Origin of the sequence: Brucella pseudintermedia, from assembly GCF_008932435.1 — a bacterium.
Classification (GTDB): domain Bacteria; phylum Pseudomonadota; class Alphaproteobacteria; order Rhizobiales; family Rhizobiaceae; genus Brucella; species Brucella pseudintermedia.
Genome location: NZ_WBWE01000010.1, coordinates 177,659 through 202,980, shown reverse-complemented (window position 1 = coordinate 202,980; position 25,322 = coordinate 177,659). Strand labels below are relative to the sequence as shown.

Genomic DNA, 25,322 nt, shown 5'->3' with positions numbered 1-25,322 from the left:
CGAAGATGATCGGGAACGCGGGAAGTGCCTTGACATTTGCGAATAACTTGGCGTTCATGGCTCGAACCTTTCAGCTTTGCTGGTTGCTTGGTTTTTTGAAGCCCGTCGCATTGCCAGATGCGGCGGGTTTTTCTTTTGCAGCGTGTTCGGCGAGGAGGCGTTCAAGCTCTGCGCGCATGGCCGCCTTCGACTGCTGGACCTTCGGGCGGCTAAGGCCACCCGGAATTGCCATGTCAGCGATATTATCGATGCCGCGCTGGCGCATGAGACTGCGGGCATTGGAGCGGGAGAAGTCACGCTTCGCCATCGAACGCCTCCGTTTCCTCTGGAAGCGGGGTATTACCCTCGGAAAACGAGCGTCGAGCGTGCCAAGGGGACTTACCTACCCGGAACGGCCACAACGCGCATGAGACGGCTTCGCAGCGGCGGATTTCGGCGTCATTGCCTGCCGAGCAGTCCCGGCACTTTTGGCGGATTGCTTGGACCGCGCTCATGGGCGCGTGTCCGGCTTCTGCCGCTGCGGTAGGGGTGACGGGCCAAACGGCGGCGAGTTCGGTGCGGGAGGTCATTGGGCGGCCTCCACGATGTGATGCTCAAGACCGACCATTGCCGCCAGTCGAGCGACCGGGACGAGGATCAGGCCACCGATTTTGACTGTGGGAAGGTCGCCGCGCTTTGCTGCCTGATAGGCGGCTGTCCGATTAAGGCCGAGGAAAAGCCGACCGGCATCCGGGACGTTGATAACCGGAAGGCGCAAGGCTTCCGCAATGGTTTGGACTTCTGGCTTGTCGGCCATTTTTGTACTCCGCGAAGATTGTCAACATGAAATCGCCAGAACGATTTCGATCCATGCTTTCTTCGCGGCTATTTTTCTGGGCCGTGCATGGATAGAAGCAAAAAATGCCGGACACGTCAATACAAATCAAAACAAACGGGAGGATTTTTAGCGTAATGCCCTGTCGATATGTTGATAATCGGCCCAAAGCGGCGTTCGATTATTTGGAAACTATAGAAATTTGGAAATCTGTACTTCAAAAACACCGCCCGCCAAAAGGCGGGCGTGTAGGAAAGTCTCACTTGCAGAGGTCAGCCGATGGCAGGCGGGAGGCGGTCGAGAAACTTGTCGAGGTCTTCTTTCAAGACGACAGCCCGGCCCGCGATCTTTCTGATAGCAAGCTCGCCGCTGTTGGCGAGGCGATAAATCGTGGACCGGTGAACGCTTAGGTATCTCGCGGCATCGGCGACGCCAAAGGCTCGCGGTTGGACGGTGTTTTCGGTACGTGACATTCGATTGCTTCCTGTTCGTTTGCGTTTCTGTGTGGCGCAATCGGACGCTACGGATTTCGGGATGGTGGAAATAGGAAGGATTGTCGGAAAATTTTGAGCGGCAACTTCTACCAATTAGCGGGCATGCTCTCGAAACTTGCGTTTCGCCCATTCCTCGCGACTTTCCGCAATGCCGTCAGGCGCGGTCCCGCCAATGTCCTGCCAGAGTGCGACGGCGATCCTGTTACGAACAGCGGGAGCGCCGCGCCGGATCGGATCAGTTGCGGATCGCTGCCACCATTCGGCAAGCTCGGTGAAAAACGCTCGCTCCTCCTGATTGGTCGCATCCCCACCGACGTGAAGCGGTTCGGCGAGCAAGTGGCCGATGTGCGTCAGGAGCACTCCGCCTGCCGCCGCAATCGCTTGCCGGGTCGCTATGGCCGGGCGGAGCGTTTCGTCCTCGCCCTTATCGGCGAGCCGTTCCATCGCATCGGCTTCATCCTCGGCGTCGTCTACGAACGCCCGGAGCATTGCGGCCAGCCGTTCGGCTTTCTCCCGTCGTTCCCGCGCCGCAGGCGCAGCCAGATGCTCGCTATAAGCGGATGCTGCCTCGGCCCACGCATTCGAGGCAACCACGGTCAGGTCAAGACGCAGGGTCGCGACACTGCCTACGAGGAAGCGCTTCTGGAGCGCTTCGGCGAGCGGCACGTCAACGGCGCACGGTTCGTCGGCGAGGAGCCGAGCCGCAGGCCGGGGCGTCCGATCTTCAAAAATGACGCCGAGAGGCGTTCGGATCGGCGCGCGGCGGGCTTCCTCTTTCGCCCGGAACTCCTCGGCGCGTGTTTGCTTGATCGGCTTCTTTGTCATCAGCCAGCCTCTCTGTGGGAAGCGAGATCGGTCACGTTATCGGCCTGCATTCCCTCACAATAGCGCGCCCATGCTTCCATTAGCTTCTTACGCTTCTCAAGGGCATCGCTCCGCCGATACGCTGCCTCCGTTTTGCTTTCCAGCGTGTGGGCGAGCGCTTGCTCGATCACATCGCGGGGAAAATGGGTTTCATCCCCTGCCCAATCTCGAAAGCTCGACCGGAAGCCGTGCACCGTAAAGTGGCCGAGGTCCATTCGACGGAGGACCGCGCTTAGCGTCATATCCGAAAGCGGCCGTCTTACCTTCGTGCTCGGAAAGACGAGCGCTTGTTCGTCGTCGCCCTCCACGGGACGGCGGACGAGTTCGATCATATTCAGAATTTCGATTGCCCGGTCGCAAAGAGGGACGCGATGCTCACGCCCGGCCTTCATGCGGGCCGCAGGGATCGTCCAGAGCTTTTCGTCGCGGTTGATCTCCGACCACACCGCGCCGCGCACTTCGCCGCTTCTGGCGGCGGTCAGGATCGTAAATTCCAGAGCCGCCGCGCCGACGCCCTTGGCGTCGCGCAGGCGCTCCATGAACGTAGGAAGGTCCGAATAGGGCATCGCCGCATGATTGCCTCGGCTCAATTTGCTCCGCTTCGGCAAGATCAAAGCCAAATGGCCGCGCCAAGCTGCGGGGTTCTCTCCCGTCCGGTGCCCGGCGACCTTCGCGGCATCGAGGACCATCTCGATACGCCCCCGGATGCGGTTCGCCGTCTCTGGCTTCTTCGACCAGATCGGCTTGAGGACTGCAAGCACGTCCTCGGTCGAGATTTCGTCTACCCGCTTTGCCGCCAGACCGAGGCAATAGCCTGTCCGGGTCAACTTGCCCTCGGCATCCCGTGTGCGACCAAGTGTCATTCGCCACTGGTCACGATGCTTCGAGTTCTTCCAGCTTGGCCCCATCGCTTCGATATAACGATCAGCCATGTCACCAAAGGTCGGGATGCGGGCGTCGCGTGCTTCTGCCTTCTTTTCCTCAATGGGGTCGCCACCTGCCGCCACTAAGCGGCGGGCTTCATCTGCCTTTTTCCGAGCTTCGGCGAGGCTTACAGCCGTCACGCTTCCGAGGCCAAGCTCGCGCCTTTTCTTATTTTTGATCCACACAAAGACCCACGACCGACCCGTCCCGGTCACGTTCAGATATAGACCGCCGCCGTCGGCGTGCATTCCGGTCTTTGTGATTGCTGATACCGCTCGCGCAGTGAGGCGGTTCATTTGCCGCGCCATATTCGCCCCTTTCTTCGTTCATCCTTAAGCCGTTCCCTAATTCCTTCCCTAATTGCGGAAGCGCGCTTTGAGGAGACGGTGTGATACAGGATGTGACGATTAAGAGCGAAAAAGCCTTAAAAGGCAAGGGTTTCCGAGGACTTCAAGGAGCATCGTGAAACAGAGAAAAACAGCCAGTTGGCGGAGGGGGTGGGATTCGAACCCACGGTACAGTCTCCTGCACGCCGGTTTTCAAGACCGGTGCCTTAAACCGCTCGGCCACCCCTCCACGCAATTGAATTATTGTGCTTTTCCCGGTTCAGGAAAAGTAGCAAACCGGAACGAGCTACCGATTTGCGACCAATCGCTCAGCGAGTGACTTCTTAGCAGCTTTTCTTTTCACGTCAACGTGCCCTGTTTCATTTGTCAGCATTCTGGATATCAGGGAAAACGGCGCAACGCCGGTGACAAAAGCGCGATCCGGCGCTCCAAATGCAACTTTCGAGGTCATTGCCATGGCCGGCGATCGAATGCGCGCTAGGTTCTTGCAAGCAGTCCCTATCACAGATCGCCATTGTTTTCGGCCGAATTCAACACGGAGAAATCCCATGCAGCACGAAATCCGAGAAAATATGGAAGTCATCGGTGCCGATGGCGTGCATGTCGGCACAGTCGACCGCATAGAAGATAATCGCATCAAGCTCAAAAAGACCGATAATTCCGGCCAGCACAGCGACCATCATCATTACATCGAACTTGGCTTCGTTGCCGACGTGGAAGGCGACAAGGTAAGACTATCCGCCAACGCGAATGTGGCGGTGACACTGGAAGAAGAAGCTTCCGGCCGGCCGGTCGATCTGTGAAACGCACCTAAACGCCAATTCATAACACGGAGCCGCTGGCTGCCGTGTTATGAGGCGCGCCGGTCTCTCCCTTCAATCGTTGCAGATTTGGACGGCGATCTGATAAAGATTCCATGCAAAAATGCCGCAATCAGGTAATCGGCCTTGTCCTTTCCCGTGTTGCGGCCTAAACTTGAGTGGAAAATTCAAAATAAGAAGAAGGGAAGCGATGAGTCTGGATTCCGTAAAAGCCTTTTTTGCGGCCAAAGCGCCTGAAATCGAAGTGATCGAACTGCCGACCAGCACCGCTACCGTTGTTCTCGCCGCCGAAGCGCACGGCGTCGAACCGGGCCAGATTGCCAAGACGCTTTCCTTTTCGGCCAAGGACCAGACCATTCTCATCGTTACCCGCGGCGATGCGCGTATCGATAATCGCAAGTTCAAGGATCAGTTCGGAACCAAGCCGCGCATGCTGGATGCCGAGACTGTCCTTGCAGAAACCAGCCATCCGGTCGGAGGCGTGTGCCCCTTTGGCCTGCCAAGCGCCCTGCCCGTCTTTTGCGATGTGTCGCTGAAAAGCTTCGAGGAAGTTGTGCCCGCCGCCGGGGCTACCAACAGCGCGGTGCGCATCGCACCGGACAGGATGGCTGAGCTGGTCAGCGCCGAATGGATAGATGTCTGTCAGTGAAAGCGATGGGCTTTTGCAGCGGCTCCTGGAGGGAACTCGCAGTTAATTGATACAGGCAACAACTTTTCCACTTTAAAGGTGAGAAAAGACTTCATATATTTTAAGAATGATTCTAAAGTGGGTTAAGAAACGAATACCCTTCTTTAGCGCATGATCCGATTGAGTCTTGAACCTTCCGGATTGCCAATGCGACAAGACCAGAATTTCGAAGCAGTTCCTGAACAGGGATGAACCGTTTTCGGTTGGAACTGCGAACCGAAGGATTGGAGCACCATCAACCTCTGCATGGAGGTGTATTGCTCCGAGACGTATTGAAAGGAACAGTGATGCGTCTTACCCGCCAGACGAATTATGCCGTTCGTATGCTCATGTACTGCGCCGCCAATGATGGCAGGCTTAGCCGCATTCCGGAAATTGCGCGTGCCTACGGCGTTTCTGAACTGTTTTTGTTCAAGATTCTTCAGCCTCTCGTCGAGCATGGGCTGGTGGAGACGGTGCGCGGCCGTAATGGCGGCGTTCGCCTCGGTCGCGCGGCACAGGACATTTCGCTGTTCGACGTCGTGCGGGTGACGGAAGAAAATTTCGCCATGGCGGAGTGCTTCGAAAATGACGCCACGGAATGCCCGCTGGTCGATAGCTGTGCGCTGAATTCGGCGCTGCGCGAAGCGCTCAATGCCTTCTTTGGCGTGCTGATGAAATACAGCATCGCTGACCTCGTCAAGGCGCGCCCGAATGTGCGGCACCTGCTTGGTCTTGATGAGATGGAACAAGAGCAGGTGGCTTAGCGCCGGGGTGCGAACGAACAGGTCCGGCTTGCTGCCGGACTTCAGACTGCTGACAAAACCCTGGCCTTGTTCAGGGGTTTGTGATTCATGGAGTCATGTTGAAGAAACCCGCTCCGTCGCAGACGGCTCTCGAGATGGTGACGCTCGACAGTCTGGTTCCGAAGGATCACCTGCTTCGCAAGATCGATGCTGTGATCGACTTCTCCTTCATCCACGACCGCGTTGCCGGACTTTACTGCGCCGACAACCGCCCCCCGGCGCTCGATCCAACCTTGATGTTCAAGGCTTTGTTCATTGGTTACCTGTTCGGCATCCGCTCGGAACGTCAGCTGGTGCGCGAGATCAAGGTCAATGTCGCCTATCGCTGGTTTCTGAGGATGAAGCTGACCGATGGTGTGTTCGACGATTCGACACTGAGCAGAACCGGTGGTGGGCTTTAACGACACATCGGTCGCCCAGGGCATTTCAACCACATCATCGGACAGGCGATTAGGTGTCACCGGTTACCGCACCCCGATGCCGCTCCGGGACGGCATGATGCCGCCCCCGAGGGTCAATTGGTCACCCATGCCACGACCGCTGTGTGCATCCTGCACCTCCAACGCCAAGGCTCTCCACACCATCACCCGGCATGTCTGGCAGGATACTTGCGAACGCACTGACGCCACTGTCTTGCAGCTTGGGGAAAAGCGCCCGGCCTTCTCACTTTCCATCTTCGAAGCTGAAAGGTGGCAATTGCTCCAGCGCCGATTTCAGCGCCTCTGACCAGCTTTCCGATACGGTCTGATAATAAGGATCGGTAGCCTCGAACCGCTTGCGTGTTCCAGGCTCGAAACTGTCAGACTCATAGATATGCATGTCGAGCGGAAGTCCTACCGAAAGATTGGCTTTTAGCGTGGAGTCGAACGAGACGAGCAGCAGCTTCACCGCTTCCTCGAAACTCATCTCCTTTTGATAGGCGCGCACAAGGATGGGTTTGCCGTACTTGTTCTCGCCGATCTGGAAGAAAGGCGTGTCGGCTGAACTCTCGATAAAATTACCTTCCGGGTAGATATAGAAAAGGCGCGGCTGGCCGCCCTTGATCTGCCCGCCAAGAATGAACGAGGCGCCAAATGCATCGGCGTTCTGCCCTCCGGTAGCGGAATTCTGGATGACTTCCTTGACCGTATCGCCGACAAGACGCGCGACCTGGAACATGGAGGGCGCATCAAAGATGGACGGATGCCGCTCAGCCGGAGCCTTCATGCGTTCTTCCAGAAGACTTGCCACGGCCTGGGTTGTCGCGAGGTTTCCCGCCGAGAGCAGAACAATCACGCGTTCACCGGGCTCCGACCAGCTTCGCATCTTCGGGAAAACAGAGATATTGTCGAGCCCGGCATTCGTCCGCGTATCGGACATGAACACAAGGCCGCGATCGATTTTCATTCCAACGCAATAGGTCATAAGCAATATCCGGCAGGCAACGCACTATCCAGAAAGGATCACTGCCCTACATTGATGTGAACCGCAAGACTTTCCGCAGCGCCACCGAGCCGGACGCCCGAGATCGGCGCCGCGTCGCGATAGTCGAGCCCCGTTGCAATCCGGACATAGCGGTCGTTCGGGCAGATATTATTGGCGGCATCGAACCCGACCCATCCAAGACCGTCAATATGAGCTTCAGCCCATGCATGGCTCGCGGTCTGCTCATCGACACCTTCCATCATCAGGTAGCCCGATACGTACCGGGCTGGAACCCCGATGAGCCGCGCTGCAGACAGGAAAATATGGGTGTGGTCCTGACAGACGCCTTGCCCGTCGTTCAGCGCATGTTCTGCATCCGTGGAAACGCTCGTCGTTCCCGGCATATAGGCAACAGCCTTGTGTATGACATTCATCAGATCGTGCATCAGGGCAAGCCGTTCTTGCCCTGTGGGGAGATCGCCAGCCAGTGTCTTGATCCGCTCGCCAGGCATCGTCAGCGGTGTCTCGCGCTCGAAAAGCCACAGCGGCGCAAAACCATAGACGGGCCCGAGCACACCGACCCTGTCTTCCACATCGATGCTGCCGCTTGCCGTTATGACAATCTCGCTGACATTGCGGGCGTGTTGGACCAGATCGGTCTTGTTGCCAAATCCGTCCACATAGGAAACCTCCGGCTCGCCGCCTTCGATTTTCAGCTCCCAGTGTTTCACAACCTGTCCCGGCACCGTCTGAGGACGCAGCCGCAACCTTTGCACCGCATAGGGGACGGGATGTTCATAGCGATAATGCGAAACGTGCCGGATATTGAGCAGCAAGCGAAGACCTCAATAGAAATTATAGGTTTCAGCGATCTCGTTGCCGAGCCTGTTGTTGCGCGTGATGAATTCGGTCAGGAATTCATGCAGGCCCATATCGAAGATTACAGATATGTCCTGATTTTGCAGGCTTGCATAGATTTTGTCCGCTGTCTCGTGACAGGCAGCGCGATTGTCATAATCTTTCGACAGGTAATCCAGATGCTCCGCGATGCTGCGATAGCAATAATGAAGCGAACGCGGCATGCGGCCGTTCAAGATCAGATAGTCCGCGACCTGTGCCGGACGATAGTCGCCATCATAGACCCAACGGTAGGAACGATGCGCGGACACAGAGCGGAGAATGGACTCCCATTGGTAATTGTCGAGCGTCGTGCCGACATAGGAAATCGCAGGCAGCAGAACATAATATTTCACATCGAGAATGCGGGCCGTGTTGTCGGCGCGTTCGATGAAAGTACCGAGGCTTGCAAAATCGAAGATTTCATTGCGCAGCATCGTGCCGTGAAAAGAGCCGCGAATAAGCGCCGTTTCGCGCTTTATTTGATCCAGAAGTTGCGGAAGATCGCTTTCCTTCAATGGCTTGCACAAGGATTTTTTCAGCGACATCCATGCTTCATTGACACTTTCCCACGCTTCGCGTGTCAGTGCCGTGCGCACCATGCGGGCATTGGAGCGGGCGGTTTCAAAACATGTCATCACGCTTGATGGATTATCCGTATCGCGCAACAGGAAATCGGCGACATTGGCAGCGTTATAAACATCGTATTTTGCGGAAAACCCCTGGCTTGCACCCGCAGAGACCGCCACTGATGACCATTCCTCAGGCGCATCGGAGGTTTTGGTTAGTGCCATGCGAAGCCCCGCATCGACAAGGCGCGCCATGTTTTCGGCCCGCTCTATATAGCGGAACATCCAGTAAAGTCCGTTTGCCGTACGGCCAAGAAGCATAAATCATTCCCCTTTGCGCGCCCTGATCTTGCCGTCAGTTGCAGCACGTCAATCCAATTGTTTCAGTCGTCGAGTACCCACGTATCCTTTGTGCCACCACCCTGACTGGAATTCACGACAAGCGATCCTTCCTTCAATGCCACGCGCGTCAGCCCGCCCGGCGTGATGCGGATGCGGTCGGAGACCAGAACGAAGGGGCGCAGATCGACATGGCGCGGCGCGAGCCCGCTTTTGGTGAAGATGGGCGTCGTCGAAAGCGCCAGAGTTGGCTGCGCGATGTAATTGCGCGGCTTTGCCTTCAGTTTTTCAGCAAATATATCGCGTTCGGCCTTCGTCGAAGCCGGTCCGACCAGCATACCATAGCCGCCGGAGCCGTGAACTTCCTTGACCACAAGCTCGGCAAGATTGTCGAGCACATAAGCGAGGCTGTCCGGCTCGGAACAACGCCATGTCGGAACGTTTTCGAGAATGGCCTTGCGACCGGTATAGAACTCCACGATCTCCGGCATGTAGGAATAAATCGCCTTGTCGTCGGCGATGCCGGTTCCCGGTGCGTTGGCAATCGTGATATTCCCTGCCCGGTAGACATCCATGATACCGGCAACGCCGAGTGTGGAATCCGGTCTGAATGTCAGCGGGTCGAGAAACGCATCATCCACTCGCCGATAAAGCACGTCGATAGCGCGATAACCTTGGGTCGTGCGCATAGCAACGCGCCCATCCACGACACGCAGATCGCTTCCCTCGACCAACTCGACACCCATCTGGTCGGCAAGAAATGCATGTTCAAAATAGGCGGAGTTGTAGATGCCCGGCGTCAGCACCGCGACGGTCGGAACATCCTGCGTGCCGGGAGGGGCAACGCTTGCCAGTGACTGGCGCAGCAATTGCGGATAATTCTCGACCGGGCGAACCTTGACGTTCTGAAACAGCTCCGGAAAGAGCTGCATCATCGTCTCGCGGTTTTCGAGCATATAGGAAACACCGGATGGCGTGCGGGCATTGTCTTCCAGCACATAAAACTGGTTTTCGGCTGTGCGCACGATATCGACGCCGATAATATGGGTGTAGACGTTACCCGGCGGGCGGAAGCCGATCATTTCCGGAAGGAAGGCTTCATTCTTGGAAATCAGCTCTTTAGGAATGCGCCCTGCCCTGACGATCTCCTGACGATGGTAGATGTCATCGAGAAACGCATTGAGCGCCATCACTCGCTGCTCGATGCCCTGCGACAGACGCCGCCATTCCTGCCCTGAAATGATGCGCGGGATGATGTCGAATGGAATAAGGCGCTCACCCGCTTCCTGATCGCCATAGACGGCAAAGGTTATGCCCGTCTTGCGGAAAACGCTTTCGGCATCATCGCTTTTCTGCAGAAGTTTGTGCGGGTCCTGTTGGTCGAGCCATTGCTTGAGAAATTCATAAGGCTGGCGGATATTCCCGCCATGGTTGAGCATCTCGTCGAATGGCTTCACTGAATTCCCCTTCTTTTTCCCTATTATTCAGTCCGGGCTGAGGGAAAAGCAAGTCAGGAAATCATGCAAAAGCGCAAAGCTGGGTTGCGCATTTTCGTCGCGACAGCAGGAATATGATGTATTCTAATAGCGGCGCAAAATGGCTGCGGGTGGTGTCTCAACCCGGCCGATGAGCCTTTACGACCGCCGGATCGGTATCGATACGCCCCGCTCCAATAAGGTCGAGACAATAAGGCACCGCCGGAAAAATCGCTTGCAAGGTCATGGCGATAGATGCCGGTTTGCCGGGTAGATTGAGAATGAAGCTCTTGCCGCGACTGCCTGCCGTCTGGCGGGACAGGATCGCGGTCGGGGTCTGTTCAAGGCTGACGCGGCGCATCAGTTCTCCAAAACCGGGCAGTTCCTTATGCAGGACGGCCTGCATGGCTTCCGGCGTTTCATCGCGCGGGCTTGGGCCCGTGCCGCCTGTGGTCAGGATGAGATCGCAAGCTTCGTTGTCGCAAAGATCGGTAAGCGCGTCGCGCACCGATTCCAAGCCATCGGGAATGACGCGGCGGACTGTTTCATAAGGTGTGACGACGGCGCTCTTTATCCATGCTTCCATGGCTGGGCCGCTCAGATCTTCGTATTCACCGCGACTTGCACGGTCGGAAACAGTCACGAAACCGATCTTTACCATCACATTCTCACAGCTCATTGTGGCTCTTATAAATTTCTGGCGAACTTATAAGCGCTCGCCGGTTTGATGTGAAGGTTTGCACGCATGAAAACGCCGCCCGGGGGCGGCGCTTTGCATATGGTATAGAAATTACGGCGTAACGTCGAAGCCGAACCACTTTTCCGACAGGCGCTTGATGGTGCCGTCAGCCTTTGCTGCTTCGATGGCTTCATCGAACATCTTCTTCAGCTCGGCATCGTCCTTGCGCAAGCCGACGGCAACGCCACGACCCAGAATGCCACCCTTGAAGAAAGGACCGGTCATGACGATGTCTTCATTGCCCGGCTTCTTGGCAGCGTCGGTGAGATAAGCGAGCGAAGCTACAACCAGATCGACACGGCCCGACTTCAGGTCGAGATCGTGCTGTTCGGTGGTCTTGTATTCGCGGATGTCGATATTGTCCTTGAAGTATTTGTCGAGCAGCGTCAGGCCCAGCGAAGCGGTCTGAACGCCGACGGTACGGCCCTTGATTTCAGCCGATACGTCATCGATTGCCTTTTGCGCGGCAGCTTCATCCTTGGCGAGATAAAGGGTTTCGCCGGTATGCGGCAGCTTTGCGTAAGGGCTGTCCTTCAGCGTTGCAAAGGTCTGGGGCGTCAGGCCGTAGGATACCGAGAAGCTGATGGTCTCTTCGCGCTTCTGCGTTGCCGTGAGGCCAGCCATGATTGCATCGAACTTGCCGGCATTGAGCGCGGGAATGATGCTGTCGAAAGGCTGCGCAACCATCGTGCACTCGACCTTCATGCGGGCGCAGAGGTCCTTGTAGAGTTCGACTTCGTAGCCATCCAGCGACCCATCGGGCTTGGTGAAGTTGTAAGGGCGGAAAGCGCCTTCGGTGGCGATGGTGATCTTCGTCCACTTCTTTTCCTCGGCATGAGCCGGAATGCTTGTCAGAGCAAGGGCGGAAATGAACACGGCTTTGAAAAGTCCGATGGTCTTCATGACATTTATCCTATTGCGGGTGTTTCTGTCCGGCTTGTGCCGGAATGCAGAATTTCGGTAATCAGGCAGCGTTCTCGTGGCTGATGAATTTGCGGAAGCGTTCCGACTTCGAGTTGGCGAACACGTCTTCGGGCTTGCCGTCTTCCTCCACCAGACCCTGATGGAAAAACACGACCCGGTTGGAAACATCGCGCGCGAAGCCCATTTCATGGGTCACCACCAGCATGGTGCGGCCTTCTTCGGCCAGACCGCGCATGACGCGCAAAACTTCACCGACCAGTTCCGGGTCGAGCGCAGAAGTCGGCTCATCGAAAAGCATGACATTCGGCTTCATCGCCAGCGCACGGGCAATCGCGGCGCGCTGCTGTTGTCCGCCCGAAAGATGGGCCGGATAGAAATCACGCTTGTCTGCAATGCCAACCTTCGCCAGCAGAGCTTCTGCTTCCGCCACGCATTCCGCGCGCGGACGACCCTGCACATAGATCGGCGCTTCGATGATGTTTTCCAGAATGGTCTTGTGGGACCACAGATTGAAGCTCTGGAACACCATGCCCAGTTCCGAACGAATGCGCGAAACCTGCTTCTTGTCCGTTGGATAGGCTTCGCCCTTCGCATTTTTCGCCATCCGGATGGTTTCGCCCGAAACCGTGACCGTGCCTGACGAAGGTGTCTCCAGCAGATTGATGCAGCGCAGAAAAGTCGACTTGCCGGAACCAGAAGAACCGAGGATCGAAATGACCTCACCTTCGCGTGCTTCAAGCGAAATGCCCTTGAGCACTTCATTCGTACCGAAGCTCTTACGCAGGTTTTCGACTTTCAGCGCTACCGGTGCATTGGGGGAAACGTTTTTGCTCACGATGTTTGTCCTTCGGATGAGACCTTGACGACTGGCTGGCGCAGATAAGGGGTGAGCCTGTATTCCGCGAACATCAGCAAGCGCGTCAGTACGAAGTTGATGGCAAGGTAGATCGCACCGGCGATCACGAAGATTTCTATGGCCCTATAGCTCTCAGCGATCAGCTTTGCCGCGATGCCGGTCACTTCCATGAGCGTGATGATCGACGCAAGCGAGGTCGCCTTGATCATCGAGATCATCTCATTGCCGTAACCGGGCAGCGCCTGGCGGATCGCAAGCGGCATGACGATGCGGCGGAAGCAGGTGATGGACGACATGCCGCAGGCTTTTGCAGCTTCGATCTGGCCGTGCGGCACTGACAGCAGGCCGCCGCGGATGATCTCGCTCGCATAGGCCGCATTGTTCAATGTCAGCGCGATGATCGCGCACCAGTAGGGTTCGCGCAGGATCGGCCACAGGAACGAATAGCGAATGGCCGGAAACTGGCTGAGACCGTAGTAGATGATGAATATTTGCACCAGAAGCGGTGTTCCGCGAAACACGAAGACGTAGATGCGGGCGATCCAGTCCAGCACCGTGATGCCTGACAGGCGCATCAGGGCAAAAAACAGGGCCAGCACGGCGCCCAGCACGATGGACGTTGCCGCAAGCTTCAACGTTAGCGGCACGCCGCCCACCATCTGGAAGAACGCATCGGAATAGAATTCAAGGTTCATTTTGCCCTCCTGACACCGCGCGAGAAGTGGCGCTCGGCCAGTTGCAGAAGCCCGCCGGAAACCGACGAAATCAGCAGGTAGAGCGCCCCGGCAATGAGGAAGAAGTTGAAGGGCAGGCCTGTCGAGCCCGCGCCAATCTGCGCCTGGCGCAGAAGCTCTACCACTCCGGCAACGGACACCAGAGCGGATTCCTTGAGTGAAACCTGCCAGACATTCCCAAGCCCCGGCAATGCGTGGCGCAGCGCAAGCGGCGCGATGATGCGGCGGAATTTCAGCATCCGGCCCATGCCGCAGGCTGTTGCAGCCTCAATCTCGCCCTTGAAGACGGCGCGGAATGCACCGCGAAATACCTCGGTATGATGCGCACCGCAGGAAATGCCGATGGCCAGCACACCCGCCAGAAAACCGGGAAAGCCGACAAAACCTTCCGCGCCGAAATATTTGCCGAGAGCGGTAACGGCAGCGCTGCCGCCGAAATAGAAAAGATAGATGACGAGAAGGTCCGGTATGCCGCGAATGATCGTGGTGTAGCCGTCAGCGACCGCGCGTAGAGCGCGCCCGCCGGAAATCTTCGCCCAGGCGGCAAACACGCCGATGGCGGCACCGAGCAGAAAGCCCAGAACCGCAAGCGCCACGCTCACAAGCGCGCCCATCATCAGCACATAGCCCCAGCCATCCGGACCGAAACTCAGAATATCGAGAAAGCCCATCTGCTTCATGATGCGTCAGGCCCTGTGGGAATAGAGGGATTAAATGTCATTTCGAATGTCAAAAACTGCCTGCCTGTCTGCATTATTTCGCGTTTTCGGGCAGAGCGGGTTGAACGCTGTCTGGAATCGGATTGACAAAAACGGTTCCGCCGAGCCGTTTCTGGTGATCCTGCTTTGCTTTCTCGATCTGCGCCGGATCTCGGAACAGTTCGATGGCCGTGCTGCTCATGATCTTTGCGGCATGCGCCATGCCCTTGTGCGCTGCCGGGAGCTTGCCCTGGGCCACCATCTGCCACGAATGAAGGGGCGTGCCGATCGCGCAGGTCGCACCGCGCATCTGCACTGTCGGAACAACCCAACTGACACTGCCCACATCGGTGGAGCCGACGAGAGTATTGTCGCCCTTATAGGGCGTATAGATATCTTCACAAAGCGAAAGGCCCTCTTTGGGCTCGACACCGAAGCGGCGGAAGGCATCGGAAATGTCTTCCTTTGAAAGCGTTTTCTGGAACCGGCTTGCCGTTTCGCGGTCCTGGTCGTCAAAGTCCGGAGGGCCAAGACGCTCAAGCTGCATCTGCATCAGTTGCTCCAGCGGCGTATTGCCGATCAGATCGGCATCGCCGCTAACGATCTCGCTGCGGACCGTCGTTTCGGTCATCAGCGCGGCGCCCTCGGCGATCTTCTTGACGCGCTCCAGAAGCGTCTGCATTTCCGGCAGGCTGCGGGCGCGCACGAGATAACGCACGGTTGCCTTGGCCTGCACGACGTTCGGTGCAAAGCCGCCCGTATCGGTCACGGCATAATGAATGCGAGCCGTCGATGGCATATGCTCGCGCATATAGTTCACGCCGACATTCATCAGCTCGACCGCATCAAGCGCACTGCGCCCAAGATGCGGCGATGCCGAGGCATGGGCTGCACGGCCGCTGAAATGGAAATTGATCTCGTTGCAGGCGAGCGAAACCGGATCGTTTACGCCGGCGAATGGTGCAGGGTGCCAGCAGAAGGCGATATCGACGTCATCGAACAGCCCCTCGCGAACCATGAAACCCTTTGCCGAACCGCCCTCTTCCGCCGGGCAGCCATAATAACGCACGCGGCCCTTTATGCCCCGTGCAGCGAGATATTCCTTCACGGCTGATGCGGCGAGCAGCGACCCCGCCCCAAGCAGATTGTGGCCGCAGCCATGTCCGTGACCGCCTGCCTCGACAGGTTTCTCCTCAGTCAGCCCTGATACCTGGCTCATTCCCGGCAGGGCATCGAATTCGCCCAGAATGGCGATGACGGGCCCATCCTCACCAGCTTCGCCCATGACAGCCGTTGGCAGTCCTGCAATGCCGCGTTCGACGCGGAATCCTTCAGCTTCCAGCATTGCGGCGTGGGCATCGCTCGATCTATATTCTTCGTAGTTTGTTTCAGGATTATCCCAAACCGTATCGCTCAGTTCAAAATATGCGGCGCTCTTGGCGTCGACGATATCCCAGATATCGTGATGGTTCTTCAATTTGGCTCCATCGCTCATTTACCGCGGCCGCACCAGATGGTGGCCGGCTGCAGGTTTCGGCATCAAGGTTGCCGATCCTTCCCTTGGGCTGCAATTTTTGATGATGCTGATAGAACTCGGGCCTTGCTCCTGCAAGGGCAGATCGGAAAGTTGAAGCAAAATTGCACATTTTCAGGCGGTTTGCCGCCCTCTATTTGCCGTTCCGGTCCAGTTTCCCGATCGAAGTTGGCTTCCGCCTCCCGCACGCCTCAATACTCCTCGCACCTGTACTGAGCAGTACCCGAGACGAATGGCGAGGAGTAGCCCCGATAGTGGTCAAAATTATCGCCAGTTTTTGCAATATGGCATGTTTCATACTGCAAATTGGAAAGTCTGATCCTGGCTGCACGCTTCCCTTGAGTATTGATGAATGAAGCGATAGTGCGTGCGCGAATTGAACTTTCGGGGCAGCGTCCATGGTGCAGACAAAGAAGCTCGCAAATTTTATCATACGTCCGCTTGGAAGAAGCGAAGTGATGGACATTTGGCATATCGATCGCAGCGAGATCATTGAGGAAATGTATCGCCTGCAAGACGGTCAGCTTGTGCTGGAGCCTAGGTTCTACGATGTGCGCGGTTGGCCGGAAGGCGAAGCGGAAATCTACACGCCGATCCTGCTCGACTGCTACGATCACGACGGCATTTTTCTGGGTGCCGAAGTGGATGGTGCTTTGGTTGCTATAGCGATTACCGATGTGCGTCCCGTCGGCCTCTATCCGGAATTCCATCAGCTCGGTTTTATGCATGTCGACAAAGCAGTCCGTGGATTTGGCCTTGCGGGCGAACTCTATCGGAACAGCATGGCCGCAGCGAAGGAAGCAGGTGCCAAAGGTTTCTATATCTCTGCGACGCCGACGCGGCGGACAATCGATTTCTATATGAAGCAGGGCGCGGAAATCGCAGCCAGGCCCGATCCTGTGCTTTTCGAGCGCGAGCCGGAAGATATTCACCTCATCCATCGATTCAACGGCGAAGCTTCTTGACCTGGGACTGAAATCACTATCATCGTCAGCCATGCGCATCCTGCTCGTCGAAGATAATCTCACCCTCGCAAACTGGCTGGCAAAAAGCCTGCAGCAGTCGAACTATAACGTCGATACGGTGCACGATGGGGCCGATGCGGAACAGGCGCTCGCCTTCACCCAGTACGATCTGGTGATCCTCGATCTCGGTCTGCCTGACAAAACCGGGTTCGATGTGCTGGAACAAGTCCGCAGCAAGGGCAACGAAGTACCTGTCATCATCCTCACGGCCAATGCCAGTTTGGACGGTCGTATCCGCGGTTTGGATGCCGGTGCTGACGACTATCTGGCGAAACCCTTTGAGCTAAGCGAACTCGAAGCGCGTATCCGTGCCCATCTTCGCCGCGCGAGCCAGCGAACCGCGCCCGTCGTCACCTGCGGCCTCTTACGTTTCGACACCAATACCCGGCTGTTCTCGCTTGGAGATGATCCGCTATCGCTTGCGCCTAAAGAACATGCAGTTCTGGAACAGCTCTTGCGGCGCATCGGGACCACTGTCAGCAAGACAACGCTTGTTCAAGGTATCTACGATTTCGACAGCGAGACCGACGAAAACGCCATCGAGATTTACATTCATCGGCTCCGCAAGAAGCTGGAGGGTAGCCGAGCCGAAATCGTAACCTTGCGAGGACTCGGCTATCTTTTGCGCGAAGCGAGTTGAGATGAAACAGCTGTTCACGCGCCTCTCCCAAAGCCTGCGCGCGCAACTCGTTTCATGGATCGTGATCCCGCTGCTTGTTGTCGCCGGGATCAATCTGTGGACCGCATGGCGCGCCGCGGAAAACATGGCAGGCATCGTGTCCGACCGGATGCTGACGGCTTCTGCCCGCGCCATCGGCGAAGCAACCGCCGCTTCACACAATGCCATCGATGCCGTCATTCCGCCAGTGGCGCTGGAGATGTTTTCAACGGGATATGGCGACCGGGTCTATTATCGTGTCGAGACGTCCGATGGGCATCTGCTGGCGGGGTTTCCCGATTTGCCGAAGCCGACCGAGATCGCCAATTACGATCCGCTTCATTATAAGGGCACCTATCGCAATCATCCATTGCGTCTGGTCGTTCTGCGCCATCCCGTTGCAGCGCCGCCCGATCTGCCGCAGACGGTCGATGTCGTCGTGGGCGTGACGCTTGCGGGCTATACAGCCATGCAGCGGGAACTGTGGCTGAACTCCGTGCTGGAGCAATCGCTGCTCATCGTCGTCGCCGGAGCCCTGTCGCTGTTGGGCTTGCGCTTTGTGTTGCGTCCGCTGATCCGGCTTCGCAATGAAGTCCGCAATCGCATTTCCGAACTGGAGCCTTTTGATCCGCGGACGGTCCAGACCGAACTTCGACCGCTCGTCACGGCGCTGAACCAATATATGGAACGAGTGCGCAGGCAAATGTCGGCACAGCACCGTTTCATCCAGAATGCGGCCCATCAGTTGCGCACGCCGCTTGCGACGCTCTCTACACAGGCCAGCTTTGCTGAACGGGCAGCGGATGAACATGACCGCAAGGAGGTTCTGGCGGGCATCAAGAAAACGGCCATGCAGCTATCCAGGCTGGCCGGACAATTGCTGACGCTGTCGCGTGCGGAACCCGGCAGCAGGCGCCCGCGCGCCGATCGTGTCGATCTTGCCAAAGCGGGACCGCAAATTCTGGAAAGCCTCGCCGGCAAGGCACTCGACCGCAAGATCGATCTCGGGTTCGAGCTTAAGGGAACCAAGCCGATCATTTCCGGCGATGGCACGATGCTGCGCGAGATGATCGTCAATCTGGTGGACAACGCCCTCACCTATACGCCCGAAGGCGCCAGGGTAACACTTGCGGTCGATCAGGATGGGCAGACAATCCATATCCGGGTCGAAGACAACGGGCCCGGCATCCCGACGAGCGAATATGAACATGTTTTCGAACGTTTCTATCGTGTTCCAGGCACGGTCGCGGATGGAAGCGGGCTCGGCCTTGCCATCGTGCGCGAGGTCGCGGATGCAGCGGGTGGCCATGTCGCGCTTTCGCAAACGAAAGGCGGCGGGCTTACGGTGACTGTCACCTTGCCCGCCGCCTGACGCAATTGGCTTTATCCGGCTATCAGCTTCCCTGTTCGGAAAGCGCCTGCGGACGCCATTTCACCAGATGGTTTTCGACCAGTGTGATGATGTATTCCACCACAAGCGCCAGGACCGCCAGAATGACCATGGCTGCAAAGACACCATTGGCATTGAACGTGCCCTGTGCTGTTGAAATCATCAGGCCGACGCCCTTCTTGGCACCGAGAAACTCACCGACGACCGCGCCGACGAGCGCGAAACCGAAACTCACATGAAGGCTTGCCAGAATCCAGCTCATGGCCGACGGCACGATGACGGTGCGCGTGATCTGCGATCGCGATGCACCCAAAATCTGCGCATTGGCGATCAGCGAACGGTCGGCTTCGCGTACGCCCTGAAACGCATTGGCGAAGACCACAAAGAACACCATGACGACGGCGAGCGCCACCTTGGAGGCCATGCCGAGACCGAGCGCAATGATGAAGATTGAACCCAGCACGACGCGCGGGATGGAATTGGCGATCTTGATATAGATCGAGAACACATCGGCAAGGAACTTGTTGCGGCCAAGCAGAATGCCGCAGATGACGCCGCCCACCGCGCCGATCAGGAAGCCGAGCGCTGTTTCCTCAAGCGTGACGATGATCTGTTCGGAAAGCGGTCCCTGTGAGGTGCCTTCGGTGACCCATATCCATATCTGGTCGGCAATGCCAGAGGGGCTTGCGAAGAAGAATGGATCGATCAGGCCGGTGCGTGCACCCAGTTCCCAGCCGCCCAGAACGGCGACGAGAATGGCCAGGCGCACGAGAATAACCACCGTGCGGCGGCGGCGCACATCGGCGCGAAACTTTGCTTCGGTGCGTGCAAGCTCTTCACCACTTGCATTCGCCTGCAAGTTTACTGACGCGGAGAGAGTTTGTGTTGTCATATCGTATTCTCCGATGAGAGCGCATCCCGAAAAGTGTGAAACGGTTTTCGGACAAGATGCGCGTAAAAACAAACCATTAGAGCGCCGATCTGATTTATCGGATCGAAATGCGCTCTAGTTTCCGTTCGCCAGGACGCGCTTCTGGCCGATCTGCACCTCCTCGCGCAAATCGTCCCAGATGACCTTGGCGATATCGACAAACTGGCTGTCGTAGCGGATGTCTTCCATGACGCGAGGGCGCGGAATATCGATGTCATAGACACTCTTGACCGTGGCGGGACCGGCGGTCAGCACATAGACCTTGTCAGCCAGCGCAATGGCTTCCTCAAGATCGTGCGTGACGAAAATGACAGATGCGCCAGACTGCTGCCAGAGATCGAGCAACTCACCCTGCATCAGCGTGCGCGTCTGCACGTCGAGCGCGCTGAACGGTTCATCCATGAGCAGGATTTTCGGCTCGTTGATAAAGGTCTGCGCCAGCGCCACGCGCTTGCGCATGCCGCCGGACAATTGGTGCGGATAGTGCTTTTCAAAGCGGGCCAGGCCGACGCGGGCGATCCAGCTGCGTGCCTTTTCATAAGCCTCTTCCTTGCCCATGCCGCGATAGCGCGGACCGGCGCTCACATTGTCGATGACATTGAGCCAGGGAAAAAGTGCATCTGCCTGAAACACGAAACCGATATCGCGGCTGATGCCTTCGATCGGCTTCCCCATCAGGCGAACCTCGCCTGCGCTTGGCTTGGCGAGACCAGTTACAAGATTGAGCGTCGTTGACTTGCCGCAGCCGGTCGGGCCGACGACACAGGCAAATTCACCTTGCGCGACATTCATCGTGAAATCGCGCAACGCCGTCATCATCTTGCCATCGGGGGTGACGAAACGGCGGGTCACATTGTTGAGCGCGATTGCAGCAGCTTTCTCACGCGCAATGGTCTTAGGGGCTTCCATCAGCATGGGGTCCTCGCGGAACGTGGCACCGCCCGCGCGCAATAATTTGTTATTGCGCGCCTGCAATGCAGTTGAATTTGTTGAAGGCAGCGGGACTGACGTTGATGCGAACGTCAGTCGAGCGGCTTACTTCGCAGCGTCGAGCGTCGCGTTGGCCTTGTCCACGAACTCGGTCGTGAAGGTCTTCGACAGGTCGATCTGCTTTTCCTGAAGCGGCTTCTTGAAAGTTGCCAGAACCTTGAGCACGGTTTCTGGGCCATCCTTCGGCATCCGGCCATCCGGCGTGTACTGCGCCTTGCCCTCGGCAAGTCCCTTCACATAAAGGTCCTTGTCGCCGACATAATAATCCTTGGGCATCTGGTCGGCGATTTCTTCGGCGCTGTGCGAAGCGATGTAGCGCATGGTCTTGACCAGAGCATTGGCAAGCTTCTGCGCATCTTCCTTGTGCGTTTCAAGCCAGGCGCTCTGCACATAGAACGATGCTGCCGGATAGGGGCCGCCGAGCGCCTCGATGGTCTTGTCCGGCGTGCGCATATCGACCAGCACCTTGGCATCGCCGCTTTTGAGCATATTGGCGACGGTCGGCTCGGTGGTCATCCCGGCCTGCACGGCATCCTGCTTGAAAGCAGCAATGAATGTATTGCCCGCTCCGACCGGCAGCAGCGTGTAATCGCCCTGCTTCAAGCCATTGCGCATGGCAAGATACTGGGTCAGGAAATCAGTGGAAGAGCCGAGACCGGTGACGCCAAGCGTATGCCCTTTGAAATCGGCTGGTGACTTTATCTGGTCGGCATATTTGCTGGATACCAGCTCCACCTCCCCCGGCGCCTGGCTGAACTGGACGATGGACTGGATGAACTTGCCTTTCGATTGGAGGTCGATCGTGTGATCGTAAAAACCGACGACGGCCTGGGCCGCACCGGCCAAAAGCTCGTTTTCCGCATCCACGCCAGCGCGGCTGTTGATCAGCTCGACATCAAGACCCTCATCCTTGAAATAGCCGAGCTTTTCCGTCAGCACTGCGGGAAGGTAAATCTGCTTTTCCATGCCGCCCACGATCACGGTCAGCTTTTCTGCATGGGCCGCGCCTGCGCCAAACACCATCGCGCCACCAATAACGGCCGCGCCAAACAGATGACGGCATGAATTGATAGAGATTTTCATTTATGCTCCTCCGAGAGCTCTTGTCGACCCGGCAAAGCCGGGCTCCTCCTGATCCCGATTCCTCAATCGGTGTTGAATGGTTAGCGCAGGCAAGCTTTCAACCAGCTTTCAACGAACTTACAGCGCTTTTCCAGCCGAGATAGGGGGACCGGTGTTTATCGTTCTTTGTATCGGGAAAAGCGCCTTTGCCAAAAAAAAACTATCGTGATGCGTCTGATAGCTCCGTCACAAAACGATTGGTTGCTTTCCCCTCAAATTAGCGGTTCAATCAGTAAAACGGGGAGGCCCCCAATGCCATTTCGCGGTAATAGATATCAAGGAACATATGCGCCCGGCGATCTTCAGGTGCTTCAGGCCGCCTATAATCGTTGTTGCGCTTTTCTGGATCGGTGTCCCACCACCCACGATGATAAGGAAACACTGGCGCGTGTGATCATAAGTACATATGAAGCCGGTGAATACGATCCGGAAAAAATTGCGGAAATCGTAGCCCAGCTCGAACTCACACGTACTTGAGGTCAGTCTGCGGTCTGAAACGACCGGACGAAGGACAGCTATGTAATTCCCACGCACTTGCCACAGATCAATATTTTACATAAAGTAAACAATTCTTGCATATAAAGTTTTGCAATCGGCTATATTTAATAGAGTTGATTGCGCGGATTATAGGCGGCGGGTGGAGTGATCTGTCAGCCAGCCACATGCGGAATGCATAGCATGCCATTTACGAGAGACTACTACTTGGGGCGCTTCAAACCCGCCGAATTGGAAAAGCTGCAAGCGGCTTATGTGAAATCGTGCGAAGCGTTGGCGCGCTGCCCCATCACCTCTCCCCATAAAGACGAGATGGCACGAGAAATCATACAGATTTACGAGTGCGGTGTCTGCGAAGCGGAGAAAATCGCGGAACTCATGGTGCAGATTGAGGCAGTCAAGCCGCGCCCGGTGAGCGAACTGTTGCTCGCGCAAGTAAGCGCGGCCCAGCCCAAGACTGCCTGACCCACATCAATTCCACGGAAATACCCGGACGCGAGGACTGCATCCGGGTATTTTTGTTCAACGTTGTGCAACCGGGCGGACAAGCGGCGTCACGCGACGGATCGTGACGCGGCGGTTTTCCTGTTCTGCTGCCTGCGTGCGAATTTTGAGGAAGCGTTCGCCGTAGCCCTGTGTCACGAGATTTTCGGCCGGGATATCATAAACTTCCGTCAGAAGGCTGGCGACGGATTCAGCGCGCTTGTCCGACAGGACCAGATTTGAGCGATCCGACCCGACCGCATCGGTATGTCCTTCGATAAAGAAGGTCTCGCCCGGGTCCTTTGCCAGTACCTTTTGCATGGCAGTCGCAACCTTGCGCAAGGTCTTGGCTTGCGACATCGAAACCTCGGCGCTGCCCGTCGCGAAGTGGATCGTATCCAGATCGATGCGGCGCACCTTGTCACGCAAACGGGCAGAGTGACGAACTTCATCTATTGTATAGACCCGCTCCACGCGCTCCACCGGCGGCATGGCGAGAAAGTCGTAGAAATCGCGGTCCGGATCGTCCGCAACGTCAATGATATAATCTCTTACCGGCACGGTCAGGCGCATCGGGGGCAGTTCATAGCCAACATCGATGATCGAAGCGCGCGGATTCTCATCATATTCAGGCGCATAGATCATCAAATATTCGTTGCCGTCGCGATCAATACGGGAGCGCTGAAGAATATCGCCGTAACGATCATAAATCGTGACGATCTGGTTCCCGCCTGGGCGAACTATGGTTTCGCGGGTGCGTCCGCGGGGCAATTCATCATAATAGGTTTGCTCGGCGTCGCGGCGCAGCCTCGGGCGATCATCGCCGCGCACGAAAATGCGGTCTCCCACGTCGAGGATAACGCGATTATCCACTTCCTCGATTACTTTGACATTCGTGACATTATTCGTCACGTTATTCACTGTCGTATTGTTGACGACCGTATTGTTGACCACGGTGTTGTTGACGATATTGGTGGTTTCCGGCACGGCAAAGACGGGCGCGTCCTTGATACGAGTGCCCTCTTCCTTGAGATTTGCCTCGATCTTCTGCGGCAGCGCTGCCTTAACCTCTTCCGGAATAGCGACCTGCGCAGCCGCATCGTTTGCGGGCGGCGGTGTGTTTTCCTCAGCGGAGCGCTGCTGCTCGCGCTGCTTGCGGCGCTCTTCACGCGACTGGCTTCCCCCGGAATTGTCGGCATCCTTGTCGCTGTCGAGAATGGCGGCGCCGTTTTCAACCGGCAAGACAACCGTGTCGTCGGTTTTCGTGGGATCCTTGGCAATCTCTTGCTTTTCTTCGGTCGAGCGCTGGTCGACTATTTCCGGCGCTGGCTTTTGCTGGTCCTTGGCCGGTTGTGGCTGTTCAACCGGCTGTGCGGGCCGAGCATCATTCTGCGGAGACTCTGTTGCTTGCGGTTCCTGCGGGGGAACTTCTTCGGGATGTTCAACGATGGATTCTTCTACCGGTTCTTTCTGCTGAGGCACCGCCGGAGATGCTTCTGCCGGTTGCTTGACTGGCTTTTCCGCTTGCGGAGCCGGAGTATCATTGTTCGGCTTTTCGGGTGCAGGCTGTTCGGGGTTCACTTCCGGCTCAACTGCTGGAGCTTCCTTCACCGGCTTTTCGACGGGCGCGGCCTGTTCCTGAGACTGAGTGGCCTTGCGAGCAGGCTCTTCCTCGGTCTTCTTCTGTTCTTCGGCGCGCCGCCGCGCTTCTTCTTCCGCAGCCTTCTGTTGCCGTTCGCTCTGACGTTGCGCCTCTTCCTCGGCTTTTTTCTGCTCGGAAGCCTGTCTGGCCTGTTCTTCGGCCTGCTTCTGCGCCTCGCGCTCTGCTGCCTTCTGTTGTTCCTCTGCTTGGCGCTGAGCCTCTGCTTCAGCACGCTTCTGCTCTTCCGCCTGACGCTGGGCTTCTTCCTGAGCCGCTTTCTGCTGTTGTTCTTCCTCCTGCCGACGGTTTTCCTGCTCGGCAGCACGCTGTTGCTCCTCAGCCCGGCGCGCTTCTTCCTCCGCCGCCTTTTGCTGTTCGTCGGCCTCGCGCTGTTGCTGCAGCAATTGCTCATCGGACGGCTGGTTTCCGTTCTCCTGTGCCAACAGGATTGGAGCCGTCAGGGTATCCGCGAGCACGGGCTGCGCGAGAATGGAGGCCGAGAGAACCGGCACCGCCACCGTGGCAAGAAGCTTCGAACGAATAGACATATATCCTTCTCCTTCTGGAAGGCAGAATTGATGTGCGTCTGCCCCGGATTCGCAGGCAAAGACACTGCACGCCGCCAGCGGTACCCACTGAATTGGGACAAATTCCGGCGACTTCACAAATCCGTTATCGTA

The 25,322-nt window shown here is 57.0% G+C and carries 27 protein-coding genes, 1 tRNA gene and 1 pseudogene; 9 read left to right on the top strand and 20 right to left on the bottom strand.

Annotation, left to right across the window (positions count from 1 at the left end; all coding sequences use genetic code 11):
- Nucleotides 1-70: 70 nt before the first annotated feature.
- The 6 genes from F9K78_RS14530 to F9K78_RS14505 all read right to left on the bottom strand — a co-directional run bounded on the left by F9K78_RS14530 (nucleotide 71) and on the right by F9K78_RS14505 (nucleotide 3,672).
- Nucleotides 71-307 carry a hypothetical protein gene (locus F9K78_RS14530; protein ID WP_151682254.1) on the bottom strand — a complete coding sequence of 79 codons (237 nt, stop codon included), beginning with the start codon at nucleotides 305-307 and terminating at the stop codon, nucleotides 71-73.
- Between the two features lie 258 nt (nucleotides 308-565).
- On the bottom strand, nucleotides 566-796 hold the full coding sequence (locus tag F9K78_RS14525) for a MerR family transcriptional regulator (RefSeq protein WP_151682253.1): 231 nt from the start codon (nucleotides 794-796) through the stop codon (nucleotides 566-568).
- A 290-nt stretch (nucleotides 797-1,086) separates the two neighbouring features.
- Nucleotides 1,087-1,287, bottom strand: coding sequence for a helix-turn-helix domain-containing protein (locus tag F9K78_RS14520; protein WP_151682252.1), 201 nt, complete (start codon nucleotides 1,285-1,287; stop codon nucleotides 1,087-1,089).
- 114 nt (nucleotides 1,288-1,401) lie between these two features.
- Nucleotides 1,402-2,133 carry a hypothetical protein gene (locus F9K78_RS14515; RefSeq protein WP_151682251.1) on the bottom strand — a complete coding sequence of 244 codons (732 nt, stop codon included), beginning with the start codon at nucleotides 2,131-2,133 and terminating at the stop codon, nucleotides 1,402-1,404.
- Nucleotides 2,133-3,392: a tyrosine-type recombinase/integrase gene (locus F9K78_RS14510; RefSeq protein ID WP_235925431.1), complete on the bottom strand. Its 1,260-nt coding sequence runs from the start codon at nucleotides 3,390-3,392 to the stop codon at nucleotides 2,133-2,135. The genes F9K78_RS14515 and F9K78_RS14510 overlap by 1 nt, the downstream gene beginning before the upstream one ends.
- A gap of 190 nt (nucleotides 3,393-3,582) precedes the next feature.
- Nucleotides 3,583-3,672: transfer RNA gene (locus tag F9K78_RS14505), tRNA-Ser, on the bottom strand.
- A gap of 319 nt (nucleotides 3,673-3,991) precedes the next feature.
- Between F9K78_RS14505 and F9K78_RS14500 the strand changes: the two genes are divergently transcribed.
- From F9K78_RS14500 to F9K78_RS14485, 4 genes and pseudogenes are all read left to right on the top strand, one after another.
- The gene (locus tag F9K78_RS14500; protein WP_121981794.1) at nucleotides 3,992-4,246 is read left to right on the top strand and encodes a DUF2171 domain-containing protein; all 255 of its coding nucleotides are present in this window, start codon (nucleotides 3,992-3,994) and stop codon (nucleotides 4,244-4,246) included.
- A 208-nt stretch (nucleotides 4,247-4,454) separates the two neighbouring features.
- Nucleotides 4,455-4,913: a YbaK/EbsC family protein gene (locus tag F9K78_RS14495; protein ID WP_121985071.1), complete on the top strand. Its 459-nt coding sequence runs from the start codon at nucleotides 4,455-4,457 to the stop codon at nucleotides 4,911-4,913.
- Nucleotides 4,914-5,239: 326 nt separating this feature from the next.
- Nucleotides 5,240-5,698 (top strand): iron-responsive transcriptional regulator RirA, encoded by a 459-nt coding sequence (rirA, locus tag F9K78_RS14490; RefSeq protein WP_121985072.1) that lies wholly within the window; start codon nucleotides 5,240-5,242, stop codon nucleotides 5,696-5,698.
- 95 nt (nucleotides 5,699-5,793) lie between these two features.
- Nucleotides 5,794-6,120 (top strand): annotated as a pseudogene (locus F9K78_RS14485) (transposase); the annotation flags it as partial.
- Between the two features lie 280 nt (nucleotides 6,121-6,400).
- Here the strand turns inward: F9K78_RS14485 and F9K78_RS14480 are convergent.
- From F9K78_RS14480 to F9K78_RS14435, 10 genes are all read right to left on the bottom strand, one after another.
- Complete coding sequence (locus F9K78_RS14480) at nucleotides 6,401-7,141, bottom strand: proteasome-type protease (protein WP_121985073.1); 741 nt, start codon at nucleotides 7,139-7,141, stop codon at nucleotides 6,401-6,403.
- 38 nt (nucleotides 7,142-7,179) lie between these two features.
- Nucleotides 7,180-7,977 (bottom strand): transglutaminase family protein, encoded by a 798-nt coding sequence (locus F9K78_RS14475; RefSeq protein WP_121985074.1) that lies wholly within the window; start codon nucleotides 7,975-7,977, stop codon nucleotides 7,180-7,182.
- 9 nt (nucleotides 7,978-7,986) lie between these two features.
- On the bottom strand, nucleotides 7,987-8,928 hold the full coding sequence (locus F9K78_RS14470; RefSeq protein WP_121981549.1) for an alpha-E domain-containing protein: 942 nt from the start codon (nucleotides 8,926-8,928) through the stop codon (nucleotides 7,987-7,989).
- A 62-nt stretch (nucleotides 8,929-8,990) separates the two neighbouring features.
- A complete protein-coding gene (locus tag F9K78_RS14465) occupies nucleotides 8,991-10,403 on the bottom strand; it encodes a circularly permuted type 2 ATP-grasp protein (RefSeq protein ID WP_121985075.1) in 1,413 nt (470 codons plus the stop codon).
- A gap of 157 nt (nucleotides 10,404-10,560) precedes the next feature.
- A complete protein-coding gene (gene mog, locus F9K78_RS14460) occupies nucleotides 10,561-11,082 on the bottom strand; it encodes a molybdopterin adenylyltransferase (protein WP_121985076.1) in 522 nt (173 codons plus the stop codon).
- Nucleotides 11,083-11,211: 129 nt separating this feature from the next.
- Entirely contained in the window at nucleotides 11,212-12,063 is an 852-nt protein-coding gene (locus F9K78_RS14455; RefSeq protein ID WP_121985077.1) for a transporter substrate-binding domain-containing protein, read from the bottom strand.
- A gap of 61 nt (nucleotides 12,064-12,124) precedes the next feature.
- Complete coding sequence (locus tag F9K78_RS14450; RefSeq protein ID WP_121985078.1) at nucleotides 12,125-12,919, bottom strand: ABC transporter ATP-binding protein; 795 nt, start codon at nucleotides 12,917-12,919, stop codon at nucleotides 12,125-12,127.
- Nucleotides 12,916-13,635, bottom strand: a complete 720-nt coding sequence (locus F9K78_RS14445; protein WP_121985079.1) for an ABC transporter permease — start codon at nucleotides 13,633-13,635, stop codon at nucleotides 12,916-12,918. The genes F9K78_RS14450 and F9K78_RS14445 overlap by 4 nt, the downstream gene beginning before the upstream one ends.
- Entirely contained in the window at nucleotides 13,632-14,354 is a 723-nt protein-coding gene (locus F9K78_RS14440) for an ABC transporter permease (RefSeq protein ID WP_121985080.1), read from the bottom strand. The genes F9K78_RS14445 and F9K78_RS14440 overlap by 4 nt, the downstream gene beginning before the upstream one ends.
- Nucleotides 14,355-14,427: 73 nt before the next feature.
- Nucleotides 14,428-15,867, bottom strand: a complete 1,440-nt coding sequence (locus F9K78_RS14435; protein ID WP_121985081.1) for a M20 family metallopeptidase — start codon at nucleotides 15,865-15,867, stop codon at nucleotides 14,428-14,430.
- A 497-nt stretch (nucleotides 15,868-16,364) separates the two neighbouring features.
- Here F9K78_RS14435 and F9K78_RS14430 point away from each other — a divergent pair, with 497 nt between their 5' ends.
- From F9K78_RS14430 to F9K78_RS14420, 3 genes are read left to right on the top strand one after another with little or no spacing between them, the layout of a single operon-like run.
- Nucleotides 16,365-16,871, top strand: a complete 507-nt coding sequence (locus tag F9K78_RS14430) for a GNAT family N-acetyltransferase (protein WP_235925435.1) — start codon at nucleotides 16,365-16,367, stop codon at nucleotides 16,869-16,871.
- Between the two features lie 31 nt (nucleotides 16,872-16,902).
- Complete coding sequence (locus tag F9K78_RS14425) at nucleotides 16,903-17,571, top strand: response regulator (protein WP_121985083.1); 669 nt, start codon at nucleotides 16,903-16,905, stop codon at nucleotides 17,569-17,571.
- A gap of 1 nt (nucleotide 17,572) precedes the next feature.
- On the top strand, nucleotides 17,573-18,961 hold the full coding sequence (locus tag F9K78_RS14420) for a sensor histidine kinase (RefSeq protein ID WP_121985084.1): 1,389 nt from the start codon (nucleotides 17,573-17,575) through the stop codon (nucleotides 18,959-18,961).
- Nucleotides 18,962-18,983: 22 nt separating this feature from the next.
- Here F9K78_RS14420 and F9K78_RS14415 read toward each other — a convergent pair whose 3' ends face one another.
- The 3 genes from F9K78_RS14415 to F9K78_RS14405 all read right to left on the bottom strand — a co-directional run bounded on the left by F9K78_RS14415 (nucleotide 18,984) and on the right by F9K78_RS14405 (nucleotide 21,971).
- Entirely contained in the window at nucleotides 18,984-19,871 is an 888-nt protein-coding gene (locus F9K78_RS14415) for an ABC transporter permease (protein WP_121985085.1), read from the bottom strand.
- Between the two features lie 114 nt (nucleotides 19,872-19,985).
- A complete protein-coding gene (locus tag F9K78_RS14410) occupies nucleotides 19,986-20,825 on the bottom strand; it encodes an ABC transporter ATP-binding protein (RefSeq protein ID WP_121985086.1) in 840 nt (279 codons plus the stop codon).
- Nucleotides 20,826-20,945: 120 nt separating this feature from the next.
- A complete protein-coding gene (locus tag F9K78_RS14405; RefSeq protein ID WP_390887000.1) occupies nucleotides 20,946-21,971 on the bottom strand; it encodes an ABC transporter substrate-binding protein in 1,026 nt (341 codons plus the stop codon).
- Between the two features lie 303 nt (nucleotides 21,972-22,274).
- Between F9K78_RS14405 and F9K78_RS14400 the strand changes: the two genes are divergently transcribed.
- Both F9K78_RS14400 and F9K78_RS14395 read left to right on the top strand, forming a co-directional pair.
- Nucleotides 22,275-22,499 carry a hypothetical protein gene (locus tag F9K78_RS14400; protein ID WP_121985088.1) on the top strand — a complete coding sequence of 75 codons (225 nt, stop codon included), beginning with the start codon at nucleotides 22,275-22,277 and terminating at the stop codon, nucleotides 22,497-22,499.
- 201 nt (nucleotides 22,500-22,700) lie between these two features.
- Nucleotides 22,701-22,982: a hypothetical protein gene (locus F9K78_RS14395; RefSeq protein WP_121981559.1), complete on the top strand. Its 282-nt coding sequence runs from the start codon at nucleotides 22,701-22,703 to the stop codon at nucleotides 22,980-22,982.
- Between the two features lie 57 nt (nucleotides 22,983-23,039).
- Here the strand turns inward: F9K78_RS14395 and F9K78_RS14390 are convergent, their stop codons facing one another.
- Nucleotides 23,040-25,190, bottom strand: coding sequence for an OmpA family protein (locus tag F9K78_RS14390; RefSeq protein WP_121985089.1), 2,151 nt, complete (start codon nucleotides 25,188-25,190; stop codon nucleotides 23,040-23,042).
- Between the last annotated feature and the right edge of the window lie 132 nt (nucleotides 25,191-25,322).